Genomic DNA, 19,440 nt, shown 5'->3' on the forward strand with positions numbered 1-19,440 from the left:
ACGCGACCTTCGTAACAGCGAATCCGTCTACATCCGGTTAATACTGAAAATGGTATAGATTAACCGAACATTCAGCCCGGTGGAGCTAAACCCGTCAGCATGATGATCGCTGATGGCCATGCACCGAATCCTGCGCCCCAGACCCAAAGGCTGGTGCTGATTGTCGATGACAGCCGGGCACAGCGGCGGACACTGGCGGTCCAGATGACCCGCGCAGGCTATCAGGTGGCAGAGGCCGCAAACAGCCGTGAAGCGATGCGCCTCTGCCTTGAGCGACGGCCGGACATCGTGATTTCGGACTGGATGATCCCCGGGCATAGCGGGCTTGAATTCTGCCGCCGTTTCCGTGCCATGCAATCGGACCGGTACGGCTATTTCATCCTGCTGACCTCGCGCAACGACAAGAAGGACATTGCCGAAGGTCTGCGCGCCGGTGCCGACGAATTCCTGACCAAGCCGGTCTCGGGGGCCGAGCTGCTGGCGCGGCTTGCAGCCAGCGAGCGCATCCTGCGCATGGAGGAAAAGCTGCGCAGCGCCAACACCCGCCTTACCGCTGCACTGACCAAGCTGCGTGAGACCCAGACGGCAATCGAACGCGACCTGCGTGAGGCACAACGCCTGCAACAGGGGCTGGTTCGCGAATGCCACGGCAGTTTTGGGGATTTCGACCTTTCGCTGCTGATGCGGCCCGCCGGCCATGTTGGTGGCGATCTTGTCGGCTTTTTTCCAATCAACGCGGGACGGGTCGGGCTGTTTGCACTGGACGTGGCGGGACACGGGGTCGCCTCGGCCCTGCTTTGCGCCCGTCTGGCGGCGCTGCTTTCGGGGACAAACCATCAGAACGTCGCAATACGCGCCTCTGACAGCGGGGGCTGCGATCCCAAGCCCCCGGTCGAGGTCATGCGCCTGCTGAACTCGCTGATGCTCGATGAACTGCGCATCGAATCGTATTTCACCATGATCTATGCCGATCTGAACCTGTGGACCGGGCATTTGCGGCTGGTGCAGGCGGGCCATCCCCATCCGATGGTGCAGCGCGCTGACGGGCGGATCGAATCCATCGGGCAAGGGGGCCTGCCCATCGGGGTCTTTTCGCAGGCCGATTATGAGGAATTGCAAGTCACACTCGCCCCTGGGGACAGGCTGTTCATCTATTCGGACGGGCTGACCGAATGCGAAAACGCCCGCGGCGACCCTTTGGGAGAAGAGGGTTTGCACGCCATCCTGCGCACCAATGCGACGCTGCATGGCGACGCGCTGTTGGAATCAATCTGTTGGTCAGCAGCACATTACAGCAGTGGCCAGCGAAGTGACGACATCTCGGCCGTGCTGGTCGAACGGCGAAGCGAGGGTGCGTCTTGCAGCTAGCCCGCGACCCCGAACCTGCGCAATGCCGCCCGAACCATGGCCCGCGACCCAGGGTCGGGCAACAGGCCTGTGACTTGGGCCAAGGGCACCCAATGCGCCTCATGGCCCGGCTCCGAAGGTGTGCCGAGCCGGGCAACGGGACGGGCCAGCCAGATGCTGCACAGCTTTTCGGCCCAGAAACCGTAATCCGGCATGTAACAAAAACGCCGATAGGCCCCAAAGCAGCGCGGATACCCGATACGCCAGCCGGTCTCTTCCCGCACCTCACGATGCAGCGCAGCCAATGCCGACTCGCCGGGGTCTATGCCGCCGCCCGGCAGCTGAAACTCTGGCTCGGGTGCGTGCTGAAAGGTCAGCAAGGCCGCGCCATCCCGGATCAGCAGAGCATAGGCGCCCGGACGCAGGCGATAGGCGCGGCGACCGGGCGGCGTTCCATAACGCGGTATCATCGGGCGTTCTTCCCCATTCTTCTCGGCGTAACGCATCGCAGTCGCAGCAACGCACCTTTTTCGGATCCAAGGCGAAGGCACGCTAAGCGTGGGCCGCGCATGGGCACAAGAGGTATGGCAGTCTGGCCTGAAACGCAAAAGCCGCGCAAACCCAAAGGCTTGCGCGGCTTTTGTTATGGTGCCCAGGAGAGGACTCGAACCTCCACGCCTTGCGGCACACGGACCTGAACCGTGCGCGTCTACCAATTCCGCCACCTGGGCAGGTCGCGTGAGCCGGGTGATTAAGGCCAGCCGCGGGAGGTGTCAACGGGGGTGACGAAGAATCTTCGCACTGCCATCATCTTTTTTCGCCCCGCCCGTGATGCGGATGCTGCGCAGGTCATGCTGCAGCTGCGAAATCGCGCAGGGACAGCCGGAAATCCTGTCCATTCGGCCAGCTTGCTGAGGCAAATCGCACGAGGCTACAAAACCTCGACCAAGGGGCATGGCCCGCGATCTCCGCCGCCTGATGGAACTTTCATGGACGAACTGACGCGCCAAGAATGGGATGTCATCGTGATCGGCACGGGAATCGGCGGAGGCACCGCAGGCCGCCATCTGGCAGAAGCGGGCTTGTCGGTGCTGTTCGTCGAAAAGGGCCCCGATCTGGGCGATGCCCCCCTGCCAGCACTTGGCATCGACACTCATGATCCCGAAAAACGTCTGGCAAACGGAGCGTGGCCGCGGTTGCTTGAGGCGCAGCTTGACGGCAACTGGTGCGAACTTGACGGCATGATCGGCGCCGGGGTCGGCGGCACCTCGGCCTATTACGCCGCGACGCTGGAACGCCCCGAGCGGCACGATCTCGATTCCTCCCAGGCGCTGCCCCACCCAACCGGTGGCTGGCCCGTCAGTTATGACGAGATGCTGCCCTGGTTCGCTCTGGCCGAAAAATATTTTCACGTCAGCGGCGAAAGCGATCCCCTTGCGCAAGAGAAATCCGACCTGCTGCCACCGGGCCTGCCGCTGCCACCGTCGGACGCGGCGCTGATCGAGGCGCTGAATCGCGCCGGAATGCACCCCTATCGCACCCATATGGCAGCGCGCTTTCTGCCGGGATGCGAATGCTGCTTTGGCCGCCGTTGTCCGCGTCGCTGCAAGATGGATGGCCGTACCGCAGGGGTTCTGCCGGCGATCGAGACTGGTCGCGCCACGCTGATCGACCGTTGCACCGTCATGCGGATCAAGGCCGGTCACCACAACGTCCAAGGGCTGGTTTGCCGCCGGGACGGACAGGAATTCACCCTGCGGGCGCGAACCTATGTGTTAGCAGCGGGGGGGCTTGGCTCACCGTCACTTCTGCTGCGCTCGGGCAGCGAGATTTGGCCGCAAGGGCTTGGCAATGGTAACGGCAAGGTCGGCTGTAACCTGATGTTTCACCTTAGCGAGATCATCGCCATCTGGGCCGCTCCTGGCCGCGACGAAAACGGAGAGGCTCGCTCGGTCAGCATACGCGACCTCTATTTCATGGATGGTCAGCGCTTTGGCACGGTGCAATCCATGGGCCTTACTGCCGGATATGGCGAGATTTTACATGCGCTGAACGGACGTTTCGACCAGTCGGCGCTGCGCCGGTTGCGTGCGTTGCGCCACGGGTTGCGCCTGCCCGCGATGATCGCAGCGCGGATTCTGGGACGCGCCAAGCTGTTTGTCGGCGTCCTTGAGGACCTGCCTTATGCGCATAACCGCGTGCTGCCTGATCCGCAGGACCCCGACCGCCTGCGCTTTCGCTATGACATCTCGGACGAGCTGCGGGCGCGACGGGCCGCATTCCGCAAGGCGATGCGGGCCGCATTTCGCCCACATCGCGCGATGTTCATGGGCACGACGCCCCAGCTTAACTTTGCCCATCCCTGCGGGACACTGCGATTTGGCGACAATCCGGCGACCAGCGTGCTGGACCGTGATTGCCGCGTGCACGGGATAGACAACCTTTATGTCAGCGATTCGTCATTCATGCCGACCTCGAACGGGGTCAATCCCAGCCTGACCATCGCGGCAAATGCGCTGCGGGTCGCGGACGCTATCGTCGCAGGGCTGCGGCCACGGCTTGCCGCTGGCGACAGGCTTGGCTATTGAACGGGCAGGCACGCCACGAAGGGAGCGACGCATGTCCACAGCCAAGCTTGTCACCATCTATGGCGGCTCTGGATTCCTGGGCCGGCAGATCGCCCGGATCATGGCCGCCGAGGGCTGGCGCATCCGTGTCGCCGTCCGCCGCCCCTATGAAGCCGGAGTCGTCCGCACCTATGGTGCCCCCGGTCAGGTCGAACCCGTACCCTGCAACGTCCGCGACGACATGTCCGTCGCCGCCTGCATGGCGGATGCGGATGCGGTGATCAACTGCGTCGGCATTATGGTCCGCGAGGGCAAGAACACGTTCGACACCATTCACGAAGAGGCGGCGGGCCGTGTCGCCCGCATCGCTGCCGAGACCGGGGTGAAACATTTCGTCCATGTCTCGGCCCTGGGCGCCGATCCCGACGCCGCCAGCAATTACGCAGCCTCGAAAGGCCGGGGTGAAGCCGAGGTGCTGACCCATCGCCCCGATGCGGTGATCCTGCGCCCCTCGATCATCTTTGGGACCGATGACCGCTTTTATAACCGCATCGCCTCGCTGACCCGTCTGGGGCCGTTTCTGTTCGTGCCGGGCGCGCGGACCGAGGTACAGCCGGTCCATGTTCTGGACGTGGCCCGCGCCGCCGTCATGGCCGCCTCGGGCGAGGCCGGATCGGGCATCTATGAACTTGGCGGCCCCGATGTTCTGACCATGCGAGATGTCGCCCGGCAGGTGCTGACCGCCACTGCACGCCGCCGCGCAATCATCGGCGTGCCGCATTGGCTGGCCGGACTGATGGGCTTTGCGCTGGACACCGTGCAGGTCGTCAGCGGCGGGTTGCTGACAAACCGGGTGCTGACCCGCGATCAGGCGCGGCAGCTGCGTCAGCCGAACCGTGTCTCGGGCAAGGTCAGGACTTTTGCCGATCTGGGCATCGAACCGACCGCCGCGCCCCCGATCATCGAGGGCTATCTTTGGCGCTTCCGCCCGACCGGCCAATATGAGGCGATCACGGCCTCGGCGAAAAACCTGCGCAACAGCTGATGGATCATAACACTCTTGTCGCTGCCGCACTCGGTCTGCTGGAAGGGCTGACCGAGTTCATTCCCGTGTCCTCGACTGGTCATGTCCTGCTTGCCGGACATTTTCTGGGCTTTGATTCGCCCGGCCGCGCATTCGAAGTGCTGATCCAGCTGGGCGCGATTCTTGCCATCCTTGGCGTCTATGCCGGGCGGTTGTGGCGGATTTTCTCTGCCGCCCCGCATGACCCGCAGGCACGCCGCTTTATCCTTGCGGTGCTGCTGGCGTTCCTGCCCGCCGCGGTGATCGGGGTCCTGACCCACAAGATCATCAAGGAGATCCTGTTCGAGACCCCAGCCCTTATCGCCACGATGCTGATCGTCGGGGGCGTGGTGCTGTTGTTCGTGGACCGGCTGGCCTCGCGCCCGCGCTATTTCGCAGCCGAAGATTTTCCGCTGCCAATGGCGCTAAAGATCGGCTTTATCCAGTGCCTGGCGATGATCCCCGGCGTCTCACGTTCGGGCGCGACCATCGTCGGGGCGCTGCTCCTGGGGGCGGACAAACGCTCTGCGGCCGAGTTCAGCTTTTTCCTGTCCATGCCGACGATGCTGGGCGCCTTTGTCTTTGACCTCTACAAAAACCGCGATGTTCTGGACGCCGCTGCGACCGGAAACATCGTCATCGGCTTTGTTTGCGCCTTTCTGGCCGCCATCGTCGTGGTCCGCGGGCTGCTGAATTATGTCTCGGCCCATGGCTATGGCTTCTTTGCCTGGTGGCGAATCGTGGTCGGAGTCGTGGTTTTACTGGCTTTACAGGCTGGATGGTAAGCAATGTTGACCTATTTTCCTGCCGCTCAGCGATAAAAAATCGCGCTCAGACCGGAAAATCGTTAAATGAGTCAGTATTGCTGACTTTTATTTGACTGCAGGCTGCCGTATCAGGCGGGGAATTCCCTCGCCATCCAAGGACGCGCAGCCATGGCCACGCAGAAGATGCTTAAATTCGTCACCATTGGGCGCGAGATGCCCGAAAAACGTGACGCGGCATCCCGCTCGGGAGATTTCCACGAAATCTATCGCGAATTCGCCGATGCCAAGGCCAAGGAGCAGTCCAGCCGGTGCAGCCAATGCGGCGTGCCTTATTGCCAAAGCCACTGCCCGCTGCACAACAACATCCCGGACTGGCTGCGCCTGACCGCCGAGGGGCGCACCCGGGAAGCGTACCTGCGCAGCCAGGAGACGAACACCTTCCCCGAAATCTGCGGCCGCATCTGCCCGCAGGACCGGCTGTGCGAAGGCAATTGCGTCATCGAACAATCGGGCCATGGCACCGTCACCATCGGCGCGATCGAGAAATACATCACCGACACCGCATGGGAAGAGGGCTGGGTCGCACCGATCACCCCGGCTCAGGAGCGTTCGGAGTCGATCGGCATCATTGGCGCCGGCCCGGGTGGCCTTGCCGCAGCGGACCGCCTGCGCCGCATGGGCTTTCAGGTCACGGTCTATGACCGCCACGACCGCGCCGGCGGGCTGCTGATCTATGGCATCCCCGGCTTTAAGCTGGAAAAGCACGTGGTCGAGCGTCGCACCCGGCAACTGGCCGAAGGCGGGGTCGAATTCGTTCTGAACGTCGATGTGGGCACCGATATCAGCTTTGACGCGATCCGCGGCAAACATGACGCGGTGCTGATCGCGACCGGCGTTTACAAGACCCGCGATCTGGACATCGACAATGCCGCCGCGCGGGGCGTGGTGCGGGCGCTGGACTATCTGACCGCCTCGAACCGGGTCGATCTGGGTGACGAGATCCCCGATTACGAGGACGGAGAGCTGAACGCCAAGGGCAAGCGCGTCATCGTTATCGGCGGCGGCGACACCGCCATGGATTGCGTGCGCACCGCCATCCGTCAGGGCGCGCAATCGGTGAAATGCCTCTATCGCCGCGACCGGGCCAATATGCCCGGCAGCCAGCGCGAAGTGCAGAACGCCGAAGAGGAAGGCGTCGAATTCGTCTGGCTTTCGGCCCCCGGCGCCTTCTCCGGCCATGTCACGGGCGAGGCGATGGTTGCGCAGGAACGCGATGTTGACGACACGGGCGAGGTTCCGACCATCAGCGCCGTTCGCGTGCAGCGGATGCGGCTGGGCGCGCCCGATGTCTCGGGCCGGCAAAGTCCCGAACTGATCGAGGGTGCCGATTACGACGAACCCGCCGAACTGGTCATCAAGGCCCTGGGCTTTGAGCCCGAGGAGCTGCCGCGTCTTTGGGGCGTGGACGGGCTTGAGGTGACGCGCTGGGGCACGATCAAGGCCGATTACCAGACCCATCAGACCAGCTTGCCCGGCGTCTTTGCCGTGGGCGATATCGTACGCGGCGCCTCACTGGTCGTCTGGGCAATCCGCGACGGGCGCGAGGCCGCCGACAGCATCGTCAGCTATCTCTCGGGCGCTGCCCGGGTCGCTGCGGAATAAGGGGGCGGACCATGCGGATATATTCCTTCAGGACACAGGCGCAGCACTCCTGCCCCATCCGGCCGGCCGGCGCCATGGCGCTGGCGGCAGGTATGGCGATCTGGCTGTTGCTGCCCGCAGGACCGGCGGCGGCGGCGAATTTCACCCCGCCTTCGGGCTGCAAGCTTGAGGTCACGGTGCAAAACCGCGGCTGTACCGTCTCGCAGCATTATCGTTGCGACTCGGACGCGCCAGGCGACCAGCGCGTGACCTATTTCACCCAGGAAGGGGCGACCTTTCAGTCGCGCATCGACCGCGAGACGCGCTGGATGGAAAGCACCGACCTGCGTACCGGCCTGACCGATGTGCTTGAGGACGAGGCCGAGGATCATGCCTCGTTCAGCACGCTTTTGCGCAGCGGCCAGGACGATTTCGACTTCTGGACCCGCTCAAACAGCGGCGAGCGGCTGCACCACGTCGGTCAGGACGAGCTGACGGGCGAAAAGGTGCAGATCGACGGCATGGCGCTGGATGTCACCCGGTTCGAGCTGACCACCTACAGCGAATCCGGGCAGGTGCTGATCCGGCGCCGTGGCCAGCAATTCATCAGCCGCACGCAAGGGCGGTTCTACGGGGGTGTTGAGACCTCGGAGGACTGGACCGGCGCAGTGCAGCAGACCAACGACAGTCCGGTAACCTTCGCGTTCCCGGGGCACCCCGGCTTTGGTTCGACCACACCGGAATATGATTGCGACCTGCAGATGGTGGGCGGCGAGGGGGCCGACATCCTGAGGCAGCTTTTGAAGGAGGCACGGACGTGAAGGACTGTGACATGACGAGCTGGGAACAGCAGGAACAGGCCCGCCGCGACTGGATGGCGGAACACTCCCTCTACCGTGCCGAGGATGAACATTCGTCCTGCGGCGTCGGGCTGGTGGTCAGCATCGACGGCAAGGCCAGCCGCAAGGTCGTCGAAAGCGGCATCAATGCGCTGAAGGCAATCTGGCATCGCGGCGCGGTGGACGCGGATGGCAAGACCGGCGATGGCGCGGGCATCCATGTGCAGATCCCGGTGCCCTTCTTTTACGATCAGGTGCGCCGCACGGGGCATGAGCCCGACAATGACAAGCTGATCGCCGTCGGCCAGGTCTTTCTGCCACGCACCGATTTCGCCGCACAAGAACGCTGCCGGACCATCGTGGAATCCGAGGTGCTGCGCATGGGCCATTACATCTATGGCTGGCGGCATGTGCCGGTGAACACCTCGGTTCTGGGGGAAAAGGCCAACGCCACCCGCCCCGAGATCGAACAGATCCTGATCCGCTGCGAAAAGGACATCGACCACGAGCAGTTCGAGCGCGAACTGTACATCATCCGCCGCCGGATCGAGAAAGCGGCAGTGGCGGCTCAGATCGCGGGCATGTATATCTGCACGCTGTCGTGCCGCAGCATCATCTACAAAGGCATGATGCTGGCCGAGCAGGTGGCCGAGTTCTATCCCGACCTCAAGGATGAGCGGTTCGAAAGCGCCTTTGCGATCTATCACCAGCGGTATTCGACCAACACCTTCCCGCAATGGTGGCTGGCCCAGCCCTTCCGCATGTTGGCCCATAACGGCGAAATCAACACGCTGAAAGGCAACGCCAACTGGATGCGCAGCCATGAAATCCGCATGGCCAGCCGCACCTTTGGCGACATGGCCGAGGATATCAAGCCGATCATCCCCGGCGGCTCTTCGGACTCGGCGGCGCTTGATGCGGTGTTCGAGGTGCTGGTCCGTTCGGGCCGCAATGCGCCGATGACCAAGACCATCCTTGTCCCCGAGGCCTGGTCCAAAGCAACGACCGACATGCCCAAGGCATGGGCGGATATGTACGCCTATTGCAACTCGATCATGGAGCCATGGGACGGTCCCGCGGCGCTGGCCATGACCGACGGGCGCTGGGTCTGCGGCGGTCTGGACCGTAACGGGCTGCGGCCGCTGCGCTATGTCGTGACCGCCGATAACCTGCTGATCGCGGGGTCAGAGGCTGGCATGGTCCCGGTCAATGAAACCACTGTGCGCGAAAAGGGCGCGCTTGGTCCGGGTCAGATGATCGCCGTCGATATGGCCGAGGGCAAGCTTTACCACGACCGCGAGATCAAGGACCATCTGGCCGCCAGCCAGCCCTTTGGCGACTGGGTGGAAAAAGTCGTCCAGCCGTCCGAGCTGATGGCGACACTGCCCGAAACCGCCCTGCACGAAGATGAAGACCTGCGCCGTCGCCAGATCGCCGTTGGCTACAACATCGAGCTGATCGAACAGGTGCTGGTGCCGATGGCCGAGGACGCCAAAGAGGCGCTTGCCTCGATGGGTGACGACACGCCACCTGCGGTGCTGTCGCGCCAGTTCCGGCCGCTGTCGCATTATTTCCGCCAGAACTTCAGCCAGGTGACCAACCCGCCGATCGACTCGCTGCGGGAAAGCCGGGTGATGAGCCTGCGCACGCGGTTCGGCAACCTCAAGAACGTGCTTGAGGAAAGCTCGACCCATGCCGAGATCACCATGCTGGAAAGCCCCTTCCTCGCCAATGGCGAGTTCGAAGAGCTGACCCGCATGTTCCAGGATCAGGCAACGCAGATCGACTGTACCTTCCCGGTCAATGGCGGGCAGGACGCGCTGGCCGATGCGCTGGCCCGCATCCGCGCCGAGGCCGAGGATGCCGTCCGCTCGGGTCACGGTCACATCATCCTGACCGACGAAGGTATCTCGGCCAGCCGCGTCGGCGTACCGACGATCCTTGCGACCAGCGCCGTGCACAGCTGGCTGACCAGCAAGGGGCTGCGGACCTTCTGTTCGCTGAACGTCCGGTCCTCGGAATGCGTGGACCCGCATGACTTTGCGGTGCTGATCGGCTGCGGCGCGACCACAGTGAACCCCTATCTGGCCCAGGACACGCTGGCCGACCGGATCGGGCGCGGCCTGCTGGAAGGCAACCTGATCGACGTCATGACCCGCTACCGCGAGGCGATCAACGCCGGCCTGCTGAAGATCATGGCCAAGATGGGGATTTCGGTCCTCAGCTCTTATCGCGGCGGCCTGAACTTTGAGGCCGTGGGGCTGAGCCGTGCGATGGTCGCGGAATATTTCCCCGGCATGCAGTCGCGCATCTCGGGGATCGGTCTGCACGGGCTTCAGGCCAAGCTGGAAGAGGCTCATGCCAAGGGCTTTGGCGCGCCGCTTGTCGATCTGCTGCCGGTGGGCGGCTTTTACAAGGCGCGTCGTTCGGGCGAAAAGCACGCGTGGGAAGCCAACACCATGCGGCTGTTGCAGCTGGCCTGCGAGAAAGCGTCCTATGATATCTGGAAGCAGTTCACCGCCACCATGCGGGCGAACCCGCCGATCCATATCCGTGACCTTCTGGATATCAAACCGCTGGGTAAGCCGGTGCCGATCGAAGAGGTTGAATCGATCACCTCGATCCGCAAGCGCTTTGTGACGCCGGGCATGTCTTTGGGCGCCCTGTCGCCCGAGGCGCATATGACCCTGAACATCGCCATGAACCGCATCGGCGCCAAGTCCGACTCGGGCGAGGGCGGCGAGGATCCGGCCCACAGCCATCCGCTGCCGAACGGCGACAACCCCTGTGCCAAGATCAAGCAGGTCGCCTCGGGCCGTTTCGGCGTCACCGCCGAATACCTGAACGCCTGTGAAGAGCTTGAGATCAAGGTCGCACAGGGCGCCAAGCCCGGCGAAGGCGGCCAGCTGCCCGGCATGAAGGTGACCGAGCTGATCGCCCGGCTGCGCCACTCGACCAAAGGCGTGACGCTGATCAGCCCACCGCCGCATCACGACATCTACTCGATCGAGGATCTGGCGCAGCTGATCTATGACCTCAAGCAGATCAACCCACGTGCCAAGATCACGGTAAAGCTGGTCGCCTCGTCCGGTGTCGGCACCATCGCGGCGGGCGTTGCCAAGGCCAAGGCCGATATCATCCTGATTTCGGGCCATAACGGCGGCACGGGCGCCAGCCCCGCGACCTCGATCAAATTCGCGGGCCTGCCGTGGGAGATGGGTCTGACCGAGGCGCATCAGGTGCTGGCGATGAACCGCCTGCGCGACCGGGTGACGCTGCGCACCGACGGTGGCCTGCGTACCGGGCGCGACATCGTCATGGCAGCGATGATGGGGGCCGAGGAATACGGGATCGGCACCGCCGCCCTGATCGCCATGGGCTGCATCATGGTCCGTCAGTGTCAGTCGAACACCTGCCCGGTGGGCGTCTGCACGCAGGACGAAAAGCTGCGGGCCATGTTCAACGGCTCGGCCGACAAGGTGGTGAACCTGATCACCTTCTACGCCACCGAGGTGCGCGAGATCCTCGCCAGCATCGGTGCCCGCTCACTGGACGAGGTCATTGGCCGCGCCGATCTGCTGACCCAGGTCAGCCGGGGTGACAAATCGCTGGACGACCTTGACCTTAACCCGCTGCTGATCACCGTCGATGGCTCGGAAAAGATCGTCTATGACCGCTCCAAGCCGCGCAACGCCGTGCCCGACACGCTGGATGCCGAGATCATCCGCGATGCTGGCCGCTTCTTCTCGGATGGTGAGAAGATGCAGCTGAGCTATGCGATCCGGAACACCCAGCGGACGGTCGGGACCCGGACCTCGTCGATGATCGTGCAGACCTTTGGTATGCGCAACAAGCTGCAGCCCGACCACCTGACGGTCCGGCTGACCGGCAGCGCGGGCCAGTCCCTCGGCGCCTTTGCCGCGCCGGGGCTGAAGATCGAGGTCTCGGGCGATGCCAACGACTACGTCGGCAAGGGGCTATCGGGCGGCATCATCGTCGTACGTCCGCCCATGGGCAGCCCGCTGGTCGCCCATGAAAACACGATCATCGGCAACACCGTGCTTTATGGCGCGACCGCCGGCTATCTTTTCGCGGCTGGCCGGGCGGGCGAACGCTTTGGCGTCCGCAACTCGGGCGCCACGGTGGTGATCGAGGGCTGTGGCTCGAACGGTTGCGAATACATGACCGGGGGCGTTGCAGTGATCCTTGGCCGCATCGGCGCGAACTTTGGCGCCGGCATGACCGGGGGCATGGCCTATCTCTATGACCCCGAGGGCATCGCACGCGATTACATCAACCCCGAAACGCTGGTGCTCTGCCCGGTTACCCAGCCCCATTGGGAAGCCGAGCTCAAGGGCCTGATCGAGATGCACGTGAAAGAGACGGGCTCGCGCCGTGCCGACGAGATCCTGCAAAACTGGGAAGAAGAGCGGCGGAATTTCCTGCAGGTCTGCCCCAAAGAGATGCTGCCCCATCTGAAGCATCCCATTGCCCCGGTCGAGGATCTGTCAGCGATCCCGGCGGAATGAAACGAATACGGGGGCCTGCGGGGCCCCCGTTTCACATCCCCCGTAACGTGGGGCTACTGTGTCAGACCGAACTGGATCTCGATCTTTTGCCGCTCGGCCCCGGGTCCGGTCCAGTCGTGATAGATTTCGCGGCTTTCGCCGGTAAGCGCGCGCCCCGCAGCAGCGATCTTGGCCAAAAGCGGCGCATAGCCGTCAGAAAACAGCGCCGCCAGCGGCCCTTCGTGCAGGGCAGAGGCGACAGGTACGGGCGGCAGGTGGTGCAGCCCGGCAACGGCGCTGCCCGATGCGGCGACCGGACGGCAGATGCGCCAGTCAAATTCGGTCTCGCCATCCTTGGGCAAGTTCTGCGCAATGAATATCCACGGCCCCGCAACCTCAAGGCCGGCGTCTTTGATCTGCTGCCCGATCTCGGGGGCAAGCTCGGCGGCGGCATTGGCGATCTCGGGGATGCGCAGCCGCCGCTCGCGCTGCACCACCCACATTTCGGGCGTTGTGCTGATCTGCATGGGATGTCCCTCATCTGAACGTGGTGGTTTTACAGCAAGACCGCGACGGTTCTGCAAGCCAGCCATACATCCCCTTTCGGGCCGGTTGCGGTTGGCCTCACCTGCAATCAGGGGTAAAAGCCGCCGGGCGACGGAATCGGAAAAGGAAGCGCGCCCATGTCCGCGACCGAAAAAATCGCCCTTGGCAGCATCCTGACCGGCATCGTGGTGCTGGCGCTGAAGGCGCTGGCCTGGTGGATGACCGGTTCGGTCGCGCTGCTGTCGGACGCGCTGGAAAGCACGGTGAACGTGGCGACTGCCGTCGCGGCACTGATCGCGATCCGGATCGCGGCCAAGCCCGCCGACCGCGGCCACCCCTATGGCCACCACAAGGCCGAGTTCTTCAGCGCCGTGCTGGAGGGGGTGATGATCATCGTCGCCGCATTGCTGATCCTGCGCGAGGCATGGCACGGCTTTCAGAACCCGCGCATGCTGGACGCCCCGCTGGAGGGGTTGCTGGTGAACGGCACGGCCAGCATCCTGAACGGGCTGTGGTGCTGGGTGCTGATCAGCCGGGGCCGAAAGCTGAAATCCCCGGCACTGGTCGCCGACGGTCACCACCTTCTGTCCGATGTGATCTCATCAATCGGGGTCATCGCCGGGGTTGGGCTGGCCGTTATAACCGGCTGGGCGGTGCTTGACCCGGCGCTTGCCGCATTGGTTGCGCTGAATATCCTGTGGTCGGGCTGGAAGGTAATGGCTTCGTCGCTGTCGGGCCTGATGGACGAAGCCGTGTCCGAGGATACTTTGGCCGATATCCGCGCCACCATCTCGGACACCGCCACCGGCGCGATCGAGGCACATGACCTGCGCACCCGCCACGCCGGGCCGCGCACCTTTATCGATTTTCATCTGGTGGTCGAAGGGGGCACCACTGTCGATGCCGCCCATGACATCTGTGACCGGATCGAACAGGCGCTGAAGCAAAAACTGCCCGGTGCGCTTATCACGATCCATGTCGAACCCGAACACAAGGCCAAGCACTCGGGCGTTGTGGTCATCTAGCGCAGGCGCTTGCCTTCTGCGTCAAAGTGGAAGGCACGGTTCGGATCAAAGCTTAGCCCCACCTCTTCATCCACGGCATAATCCTGTTCGCCGAACTGGCGCACGGTCAGCAAACCATGATCTTCGGTGGCGACATAGACCAGCGTCTCGCCGCCCAGCTTCTCGACATGGCTGACGCGGCCGCTGATCTGGCCGCTGCCCGGCTCAAGATGTTCGGGGCGGATGCCCAGCGTGTCCGAGCGCAGCCCCAGCTTGCCAGCCTTGAGAAAGTTCATCTGCGGGCTGCCGATGAACCCGGCGACGAAGGTGTTGTCGGGATCGTTGTAAAGATCCATCGGACGGCCCACCTGCTCGACCACGCCACCGCGCAGAACGACGATCTTGTCGGCCAGCGTCATCGCCTCGACCTGGTCATGGGTGACATAGATCATCGTCGCGCCCAGTTCGCGATGCAGGCGCGCAATCTCGATCCGGGTCTGCACGCGCAGCGCCGCATCAAGGTTCGACAGCGGCTCGTCAAAGAGAAACAGCTTGGGCCGCCGCACGATGGCGCGGCCGATGGCGACGCGCTGGCGCTGACCGCCAGAAAGCTCGGCCGGGCGGCGCTCAAGCAGATGCGAAAGGTCCAGCATCTCGGCGGCTTTCTCGGTCGCCTGTTCGATCTGGACCCGCGGGGTACCGGCCTGTTTCAGCGCCAGCCCCATGTTGTCGCGCACGGTCAGATGCGGGTAAAGCGCATAGCTTTGGAACACCATCGCGATTTCGCGCCTGGCCGGGGCCAGATCGTTGACGCGCGCGCCATGGATGGTGACATCGCCCGAGGTCACATCCTCAAGCCCCGCGATCATGCGCAAGAGCGTGGACTTGCCGCAGCCCGAGGGACCGACAAAGACGCAGAACTCGCCATTCTCGACATTGAGGTCCACGCCCCTGATGACCTGGGTGGCGCCGAAGGACTTGGTAACTTGGCTAAGGGTCAGGGCTCCCATCAGGGTCTCCTTACTGCGGGACGGATCATTTGACGGCGCCGGCGGTGATGCCGCGGATCAGCTGGCGCGAGAAGATGAGGTAAAGCACCAGCACCGGCAGGATCGCGAGGCTTAGCGCCGCCAGCACCGCATTCCAGTTTGTGACGAACTGGCCGATAAAGACCTGGCTGCCCAGCGTGATGGTCTTGGTCGCCTCGCTTGGGGCAAGGATCAGCGGGAACCACAGGTCATTCCAGATCGGGATCATGGTAAAGACGGCGACGGTCGCCATGGCGGGCCGGACCAGCGGCAGGACCAGCCGGAAAAAGATCGTGTATTCCGACAGACCGTCGATACGTCCGGCGTTCTTGAGATCATCCGAAACGCCGCGCATGAATTCGGACAGGATGAATACGGCTAGGGGCAGGCCTTGCGCGGTATAGACCAGCACCAGGGCAGTCAGCGTATTGACCAGCCCGGATGCCACCATCATTTGCAGGATGGCGACCGTTCCCAGCCGGATCGGGATCATGATCCCAAGCGCAAGGTAAAGTCCCGTCAGCGTATTGCCGCGAAAACGGTATTCCGACAGCGCAAAGGCTGCCATGGCGCCGAACAGCAGGACAAAGAACAGGCTTGCCACCGTCACGATCAGCGAGTTCTGGAAGTAGAGAAAGAAATCCCCCTGCGCCAGCACCGTACGATAACCGATCAGGTCGAATGTGTCGGCTGTCGGCACCGCCAGCGGATCGGCAAAGATCGCGCGCCGGTTCTTGAAACTGTTCACGACCACGACAAAGACCGGGAACAGCGCGATCGCCGTATAGAGGATCAGCACCGCATGTGCGGCAAGGCTGCGGGCAGTTGAGTTGCGGGCCTGGCTCATGCTTTCCCCTCAGAACTGATAGCGGCGCAGCCGACGGTGGACGGTGAAGAGATACAGGCTGACGCCCAGCAGGATGATCCCGAACATGGCGGTGGCGATTGTCGCGCCCATATGCGGGTCGCCGATTTGGAGCTGGAAGCCAAAGAACGTCCGATAAAGGAAGGTTCCAAGGATATCGGTCGAGAAATTCGGCCCCGCCAGTGCGCCCTGCGTCACATAGATCAGGTCAAAAGCGTTGAAGTTGCCGACAAAGGTCAGGATCGAAATGATACCGATCGAGGGCAGGATCAGCGGCAGCTTGATTTTCCAGAACTGCGACCAGCCGGTGACGCCGTCCATCTCGGCCGCCTCGATCACCTCGTCGGGGATCGACAGCAGCGCCGCATAGATCAGCATCATGGGAATGCCGACGAACTGCCAGACCGAGATCAGCGCCAGCGTCGTCAGCGCCGAGCCTTCGCGGCCAAGCCAGGGCGCAAACAGCCCCTTCAGCCCGACGGCATCCAGCATGCCGGGGGCGATGCCCCAGATCGGCGACAGGATCAGTTTCCACACAAAGCCGACGATGACGAACGACAGAATGGTCGGAATAAAGATCGCGGTGCGGTAAAAGGCGGCCCCGCGTAACCGTGGTGAGGACAGCAGCGCCGCCAGCGCCACCCCGACCGGGTTCTGGACCAGCATATGGACAAGAAAGAACCAGGCGTTGTTGCCAAGGGCGTTCCAAAAGCGTTCAGACCAGCGCGGATCGCCAAACAGCGTCGCAAAGTTCTTCAGGCCGACAAAGACGCGCCCCTCTTCTGTCGTGTTGAACAGCGACAGGTTCAGCGTCCCGAACAGCGGAACGATCATGATCGCGGTATAGACCAGCACCGCAGGTGCAAGAAACACCATGATATGCCAGCGAAACGCTTTCCGCTGCGCCATGACGCCCTCCTTCTCGGTTGAAACTACCCTTGGGGGTGCAGGGGGTTTCGCCCCCCGCCTTGTGCCGGGCCAGACAGCCCGGCCGATTATCGCGTCGGTCCCCCGGACCCGGCAGACGGTTACTTCTGCCGCGGTTCATACCACGAGGCGAGGCCCTTTTGCAGCCGCTCGGCAGCAGCCTCGGGCGTCTCGGCACCGGTGATGACATTGGCCGAGGCGGTCCAGGTCTCATTTTCCAGGTTCGGCGTGCCGCGCGACAGGATCTGATAGGTCGAGCGGATCGTCGGTTCGCAATTCTGACGCCAGGACACGAATTCCTTGGCCAGCGGGTCCTGCATCTCGACCGGCGTCGAGTTCAGCGAGAAAAAGCCCGGCAGCGCGTTGGCATAAAGCTCGGCGAACTCCGGCGAGCCGACCCATTCCAGGAATTTCCTGGCCTCTTCGGGATGCTTGGTCGCAGCATTCAGGCCCAGACCGATATCAGTGTGGTCGCTGATATAGCACTTGTCCCCCTCGGCCGGGACCGGAGGCGGGAAAGCGCCCATCTCGAACGCACCGCCGATCTGCGGGCCGAAGACCCCGATCTCCCACGAGCCGGCGGGATAGATCGCGGCACGGCCCAGCGTGAACAGGTTCTGGCTGTCGGGATAGGTCTGGGCCTCAAAACCATCGCCCAGATAATCTTTCCATTTCGCAAGTTGACGGAAGGGGGCGACCCAGGCCTCATCGGTCAGCTTTTGCGTCCCGGCAAGCAGCGCCTTGCGGCCCTCTTCGCCCTTCCAGTAGTTCGGGCCGATATTCTGATAGCCCATGGTCGCGGCTTCCCACTGGTCGGTGGTGCCCATCGCCATCGGAATATAGGTCCCGTCCTCTTTGATCTTGTCGAGCAGGGCAAAGAACTCTGCCTCGGTTTTCGGCGGCTCAAGCCCCAGCTCGGCAAAGGCGTTCTTGTTATAGATAAAGCCGTGGATCACCGAGGCCATGGGCACACAGAAGGTCTGCTTGCCATCGTCGGTCTGCCAGGCAGATTTCGCCACATCCGAGAAATTGGCCATCGCCGCCAGATCGGTCAGATCCGCCAGCTTGCCCTTTTTAAAGAGCTCGAGCGAGGCGTCGAAGGGCCGGCAGGTGATCAGGTCGCCCGCCGAACCAGCATCCAGTTTGGAGTTCAGCACCGCGTTATATTCCGGCGGGGCCGAGGGGGCGAAATTGATCTTGATGCCGGGGTTCGCCGCTTCGAAAGCCGGGATGATCTTGTCCTGCCAGATGGCAAGGTCATCGTTGCGCCAGCTTTCGACGGTCAGCGTCACGTCCTCGGCCCAGGCGGCGGTGCCCAGCATCGTGCTGGCCAGCAGCGCCAGGCGGATGGTCTTGGTCATGGTCTTCTCCCTTCGGCATCGGGTCTCTCACGGACCCTCTGGTTGAAATCAGATCAGAGGGGCCAGCAGGCCCCCATTTTCGGTCAGCTGCGCCTCAGCCTCTTCGGGCGTTGCGCCGCGCGCGACCAGAATCGCGGGTTTGACCACGCCACCCGTCCGCGACAAAGCCTCTTCGGCCACGTCGCGCCCGACCCCCGCCACTGCGGCGACGATGCGGGCTGCGCGATCGACCAGCTTGATGTTGTCGGCAACCACATTGACCATATAGCCGTCATGAACATGGCCCAGCCGGATCGCCACCAGGACCGACAGCATGTTCAGCGCCACCTTTTGCGCTGTTGCCGCCCCCATCCGGGTCGAGCCCGAGACAACCTCTGCCCCGGTCTCGATCAGGACCGGAATATCTGCGATCCTGAGCAGCGCCGAATCCGCCACATTGGTCAGGCCGACGACGGTCACGCCGCGTTCCTGTGCCGCCGTGCAGATCGCCAGCGCATAGGGTGTGCGCCCCGAGGCCGAAAGGCACAGCAGCACGTCCCCCCTGCCCAGCACTGAACGGTCCAGATCGGCAAGCGCCAGTTCCGGATCATCCTCGACACTGCCGGTCAGATGCAAAAGCGCCCCGGCGCCCCCGGCAAACATCATCGGCGTCCGTTCGGGCGCGATGCCGAAAGTGCCGGCAAGCTCAAGACAATCGGCCAGTGCCATCAGCCCCGAGGAACCTGCCCCGGCATAGCCAAGCTTGCCGCCCTGGCGCAGCGCCCCGGCAGCAGCGTCGGCCGCGCGTTCGATGGCCGGCAACGCAGGCCGCAGCGCACCAAGCGCCGCCACCTGCGCGTCAAGCAGGATGCGCAGCACCTCGTCGCCCGTACGGGCGTGAAGCCCTGCGGATGCCGGATGCCTTGCCTCGGTGCCAGATGCGGTCATGTGATTCCCCCTGTTTCACCGATAATGCCAAAACAATACCACTTGTAAAG

The 19,440-nt window shown here is 63.4% G+C and carries 15 protein-coding genes and 1 tRNA gene; 8 read left to right on the forward strand and 8 right to left on the reverse strand.

All coding sequences use genetic code 11. The features are described from left to right. The first annotated feature begins 99 nt into the window (after positions 1 to 99). Complete coding sequence (locus PARACOCCUSGL_RS0103855; protein WP_010393239.1) at positions 100 to 1,368, forward strand: PP2C family protein-serine/threonine phosphatase; 1,269 nt, start codon at positions 100 to 102, stop codon at positions 1,366 to 1,368. On the opposite strand, the gene PARACOCCUSGL_RS0103860 is transcribed toward PARACOCCUSGL_RS0103855, so the two are convergent. After that, a complete protein-coding gene (locus PARACOCCUSGL_RS0103860) occupies positions 1,365 to 1,817 on the reverse strand; it encodes an NUDIX domain-containing protein (protein WP_029371464.1) in 453 nt (150 codons plus the stop codon). The genes PARACOCCUSGL_RS0103855 and PARACOCCUSGL_RS0103860 overlap by 4 nt on opposite strands. 176 nt (positions 1,818 to 1,993) lie before the next feature. Further along, positions 1,994 to 2,078, reverse strand: a tRNA-Leu gene (locus PARACOCCUSGL_RS0103865). Positions 2,079 to 2,336: 258 nt separating this feature from the next. On the opposite strand from PARACOCCUSGL_RS0103865, the gene PARACOCCUSGL_RS0103870 reads away from it, so the two are divergent. The 6 genes from PARACOCCUSGL_RS0103870 (at position 2,337) to gltB (ending at position 12,753) form a co-directional block, all read left to right on the forward strand. Further along, positions 2,337 to 3,935, forward strand: a complete 1,599-nt coding sequence (locus tag PARACOCCUSGL_RS0103870) for a GMC oxidoreductase (RefSeq protein WP_040601682.1) — start codon at positions 2,337 to 2,339, stop codon at positions 3,933 to 3,935. 31 nt (positions 3,936 to 3,966) lie between these two features. Then, positions 3,967 to 4,959 carry a complex I NDUFA9 subunit family protein gene (locus tag PARACOCCUSGL_RS0103875; RefSeq protein ID WP_010393246.1) on the forward strand — a complete coding sequence of 331 codons (993 nt, stop codon included), beginning with the start codon at positions 3,967 to 3,969 and terminating at the stop codon, positions 4,957 to 4,959. After that, a complete protein-coding gene (locus PARACOCCUSGL_RS0103880; RefSeq protein ID WP_029371466.1) occupies positions 4,956 to 5,762 on the forward strand; it encodes an undecaprenyl-diphosphate phosphatase in 807 nt (268 codons plus the stop codon). Before PARACOCCUSGL_RS0103875 ends, PARACOCCUSGL_RS0103880 begins: the two co-directional genes overlap by 4 nt. 150 nt (positions 5,763 to 5,912) lie before the next feature. After that, positions 5,913 to 7,406 (forward strand): NAD(P)-dependent oxidoreductase, encoded by a 1,494-nt coding sequence (locus tag PARACOCCUSGL_RS0103885; RefSeq protein ID WP_010393251.1) that lies wholly within the window; start codon positions 5,913 to 5,915, stop codon positions 7,404 to 7,406. An 11-nt stretch (positions 7,407 to 7,417) separates the two neighbouring features. Next, positions 7,418 to 8,206: a hypothetical protein gene (locus tag PARACOCCUSGL_RS0103890; RefSeq protein ID WP_010393252.1), complete on the forward strand. Its 789-nt coding sequence runs from the start codon at positions 7,418 to 7,420 to the stop codon at positions 8,204 to 8,206. A gap of 11 nt (positions 8,207 to 8,217) precedes the next feature. Then, a complete protein-coding gene (gene gltB / locus PARACOCCUSGL_RS0103895; RefSeq protein WP_029371468.1) occupies positions 8,218 to 12,753 on the forward strand; it encodes a glutamate synthase large subunit in 4,536 nt (1,511 codons plus the stop codon). A 53-nt stretch (positions 12,754 to 12,806) separates the two neighbouring features. Here gltB and PARACOCCUSGL_RS0103900 read toward each other — a convergent pair whose 3' ends face one another. Beyond that, positions 12,807 to 13,259, reverse strand: a complete 453-nt coding sequence (locus tag PARACOCCUSGL_RS0103900) for a hypothetical protein (RefSeq protein ID WP_010393257.1) — start codon at positions 13,257 to 13,259, stop codon at positions 12,807 to 12,809. A gap of 156 nt (positions 13,260 to 13,415) precedes the next feature. Here PARACOCCUSGL_RS0103900 and PARACOCCUSGL_RS0103905 point away from each other — a divergent pair, with 156 nt between their 5' ends. Beyond that, positions 13,416 to 14,303 carry a cation diffusion facilitator family transporter gene (locus PARACOCCUSGL_RS0103905; protein WP_010393258.1) on the forward strand — a complete coding sequence of 296 codons (888 nt, stop codon included), beginning with the start codon at positions 13,416 to 13,418 and terminating at the stop codon, positions 14,301 to 14,303. Here the strand turns inward: PARACOCCUSGL_RS0103905 and PARACOCCUSGL_RS0103910 are convergent. The 5 genes from PARACOCCUSGL_RS0103910 to PARACOCCUSGL_RS0103930 form a co-directional block, all read right to left on the reverse strand. Then, positions 14,300 to 15,292 (reverse strand): ABC transporter ATP-binding protein, encoded by a 993-nt coding sequence (locus PARACOCCUSGL_RS0103910; protein ID WP_010393260.1) that lies wholly within the window; start codon positions 15,290 to 15,292, stop codon positions 14,300 to 14,302. The two genes, PARACOCCUSGL_RS0103905 and PARACOCCUSGL_RS0103910, sit on opposite strands and share 4 nt — an antisense overlap. Positions 15,293 to 15,317: 25 nt before the next feature. Continuing rightward, entirely contained in the window at positions 15,318 to 16,157 is an 840-nt protein-coding gene (locus PARACOCCUSGL_RS0103915) for a carbohydrate ABC transporter permease (protein WP_010393263.1), read from the reverse strand. Between the two features lie 9 nt (positions 16,158 to 16,166). Further along, positions 16,167 to 17,084 (reverse strand): carbohydrate ABC transporter permease, encoded by a 918-nt coding sequence (locus tag PARACOCCUSGL_RS0103920; RefSeq protein WP_010393266.1) that lies wholly within the window; start codon positions 17,082 to 17,084, stop codon positions 16,167 to 16,169. A 119-nt stretch (positions 17,085 to 17,203) separates the two neighbouring features. Then, positions 17,204 to 18,463: an ABC transporter substrate-binding protein gene (locus PARACOCCUSGL_RS0103925; RefSeq protein WP_010393268.1), complete on the reverse strand. Its 1,260-nt coding sequence runs from the start codon at positions 18,461 to 18,463 to the stop codon at positions 17,204 to 17,206. A 48-nt stretch (positions 18,464 to 18,511) separates the two neighbouring features. Continuing rightward, the gene (locus PARACOCCUSGL_RS0103930) at positions 18,512 to 19,390 is read right to left on the reverse strand and encodes an N-acetylmuramic acid 6-phosphate etherase (protein WP_010393269.1); all 879 of its coding nucleotides are present in this window, start codon (positions 19,388 to 19,390) and stop codon (positions 18,512 to 18,514) included. Between the last annotated feature and the right edge of the window lie 50 nt (positions 19,391 to 19,440).

This window comes from Paracoccus sp. TRP, from assembly GCF_000185925.1.
Taxonomy (GTDB): domain Bacteria; phylum Pseudomonadota; class Alphaproteobacteria; order Rhodobacterales; family Rhodobacteraceae; genus Paracoccus; species Paracoccus kondratievae.

Bases quoted from the DNA above. Each gene is read 5' to 3' on its own strand.
- PARACOCCUSGL_RS0103925 (WP_010393268.1), bottom strand. From the start codon at position 18,463: ATGACCAAGACCATCCGCCTGGCGCTGCTGGCCAGCACGATGCTGGGC.
- PARACOCCUSGL_RS0103900 (WP_010393257.1), bottom strand. From the start codon at position 13,259: ATGCAGATCAGCACAACGCCCGAAATGTGGGTGGTGCAGCGCGAGCGG.
- PARACOCCUSGL_RS0103885 (WP_010393251.1), top strand. From the start codon at position 5,913: ATGGCCACGCAGAAGATGCTTAAATTCGTCACCATTGGGCGCGAGATG.
- PARACOCCUSGL_RS0103930 (WP_010393269.1), bottom strand. From the start codon at position 19,390: ATGACCGCATCTGGCACCGAGGCAAGGCATCCGGCATCCGCAGGGCTT.
- PARACOCCUSGL_RS0103875 (WP_010393246.1), top strand. From the start codon at position 3,967: ATGTCCACAGCCAAGCTTGTCACCATCTATGGCGGCTCTGGATTCCTG.
- PARACOCCUSGL_RS0103855 (WP_010393239.1), top strand. From the start codon at position 100: ATGATGATCGCTGATGGCCATGCACCGAATCCTGCGCCCCAGACCCAA.
- PARACOCCUSGL_RS0103905 (WP_010393258.1), top strand. From the start codon at position 13,416: ATGTCCGCGACCGAAAAAATCGCCCTTGGCAGCATCCTGACCGGCATC.
- PARACOCCUSGL_RS0103870 (WP_040601682.1), top strand. From the start codon at position 2,337: ATGGACGAACTGACGCGCCAAGAATGGGATGTCATCGTGATCGGCACG.
- PARACOCCUSGL_RS0103920 (WP_010393266.1), bottom strand. From the start codon at position 17,084: ATGGCGCAGCGGAAAGCGTTTCGCTGGCATATCATGGTGTTTCTTGCA.
- PARACOCCUSGL_RS0103915 (WP_010393263.1), bottom strand. From the start codon at position 16,157: ATGAGCCAGGCCCGCAACTCAACTGCCCGCAGCCTTGCCGCACATGCG.
- PARACOCCUSGL_RS0103890 (WP_010393252.1), top strand. From the start codon at position 7,418: ATGCGGATATATTCCTTCAGGACACAGGCGCAGCACTCCTGCCCCATC.
- PARACOCCUSGL_RS0103910 (WP_010393260.1), bottom strand. From the start codon at position 15,292: ATGGGAGCCCTGACCCTTAGCCAAGTTACCAAGTCCTTCGGCGCCACC.
- gltB (WP_029371468.1), top strand. From the start codon at position 8,218: ATGACGAGCTGGGAACAGCAGGAACAGGCCCGCCGCGACTGGATGGCG.
- PARACOCCUSGL_RS0103860 (WP_029371464.1), bottom strand. From the start codon at position 1,817: ATGATACCGCGTTATGGAACGCCGCCCGGTCGCCGCGCCTATCGCCTG.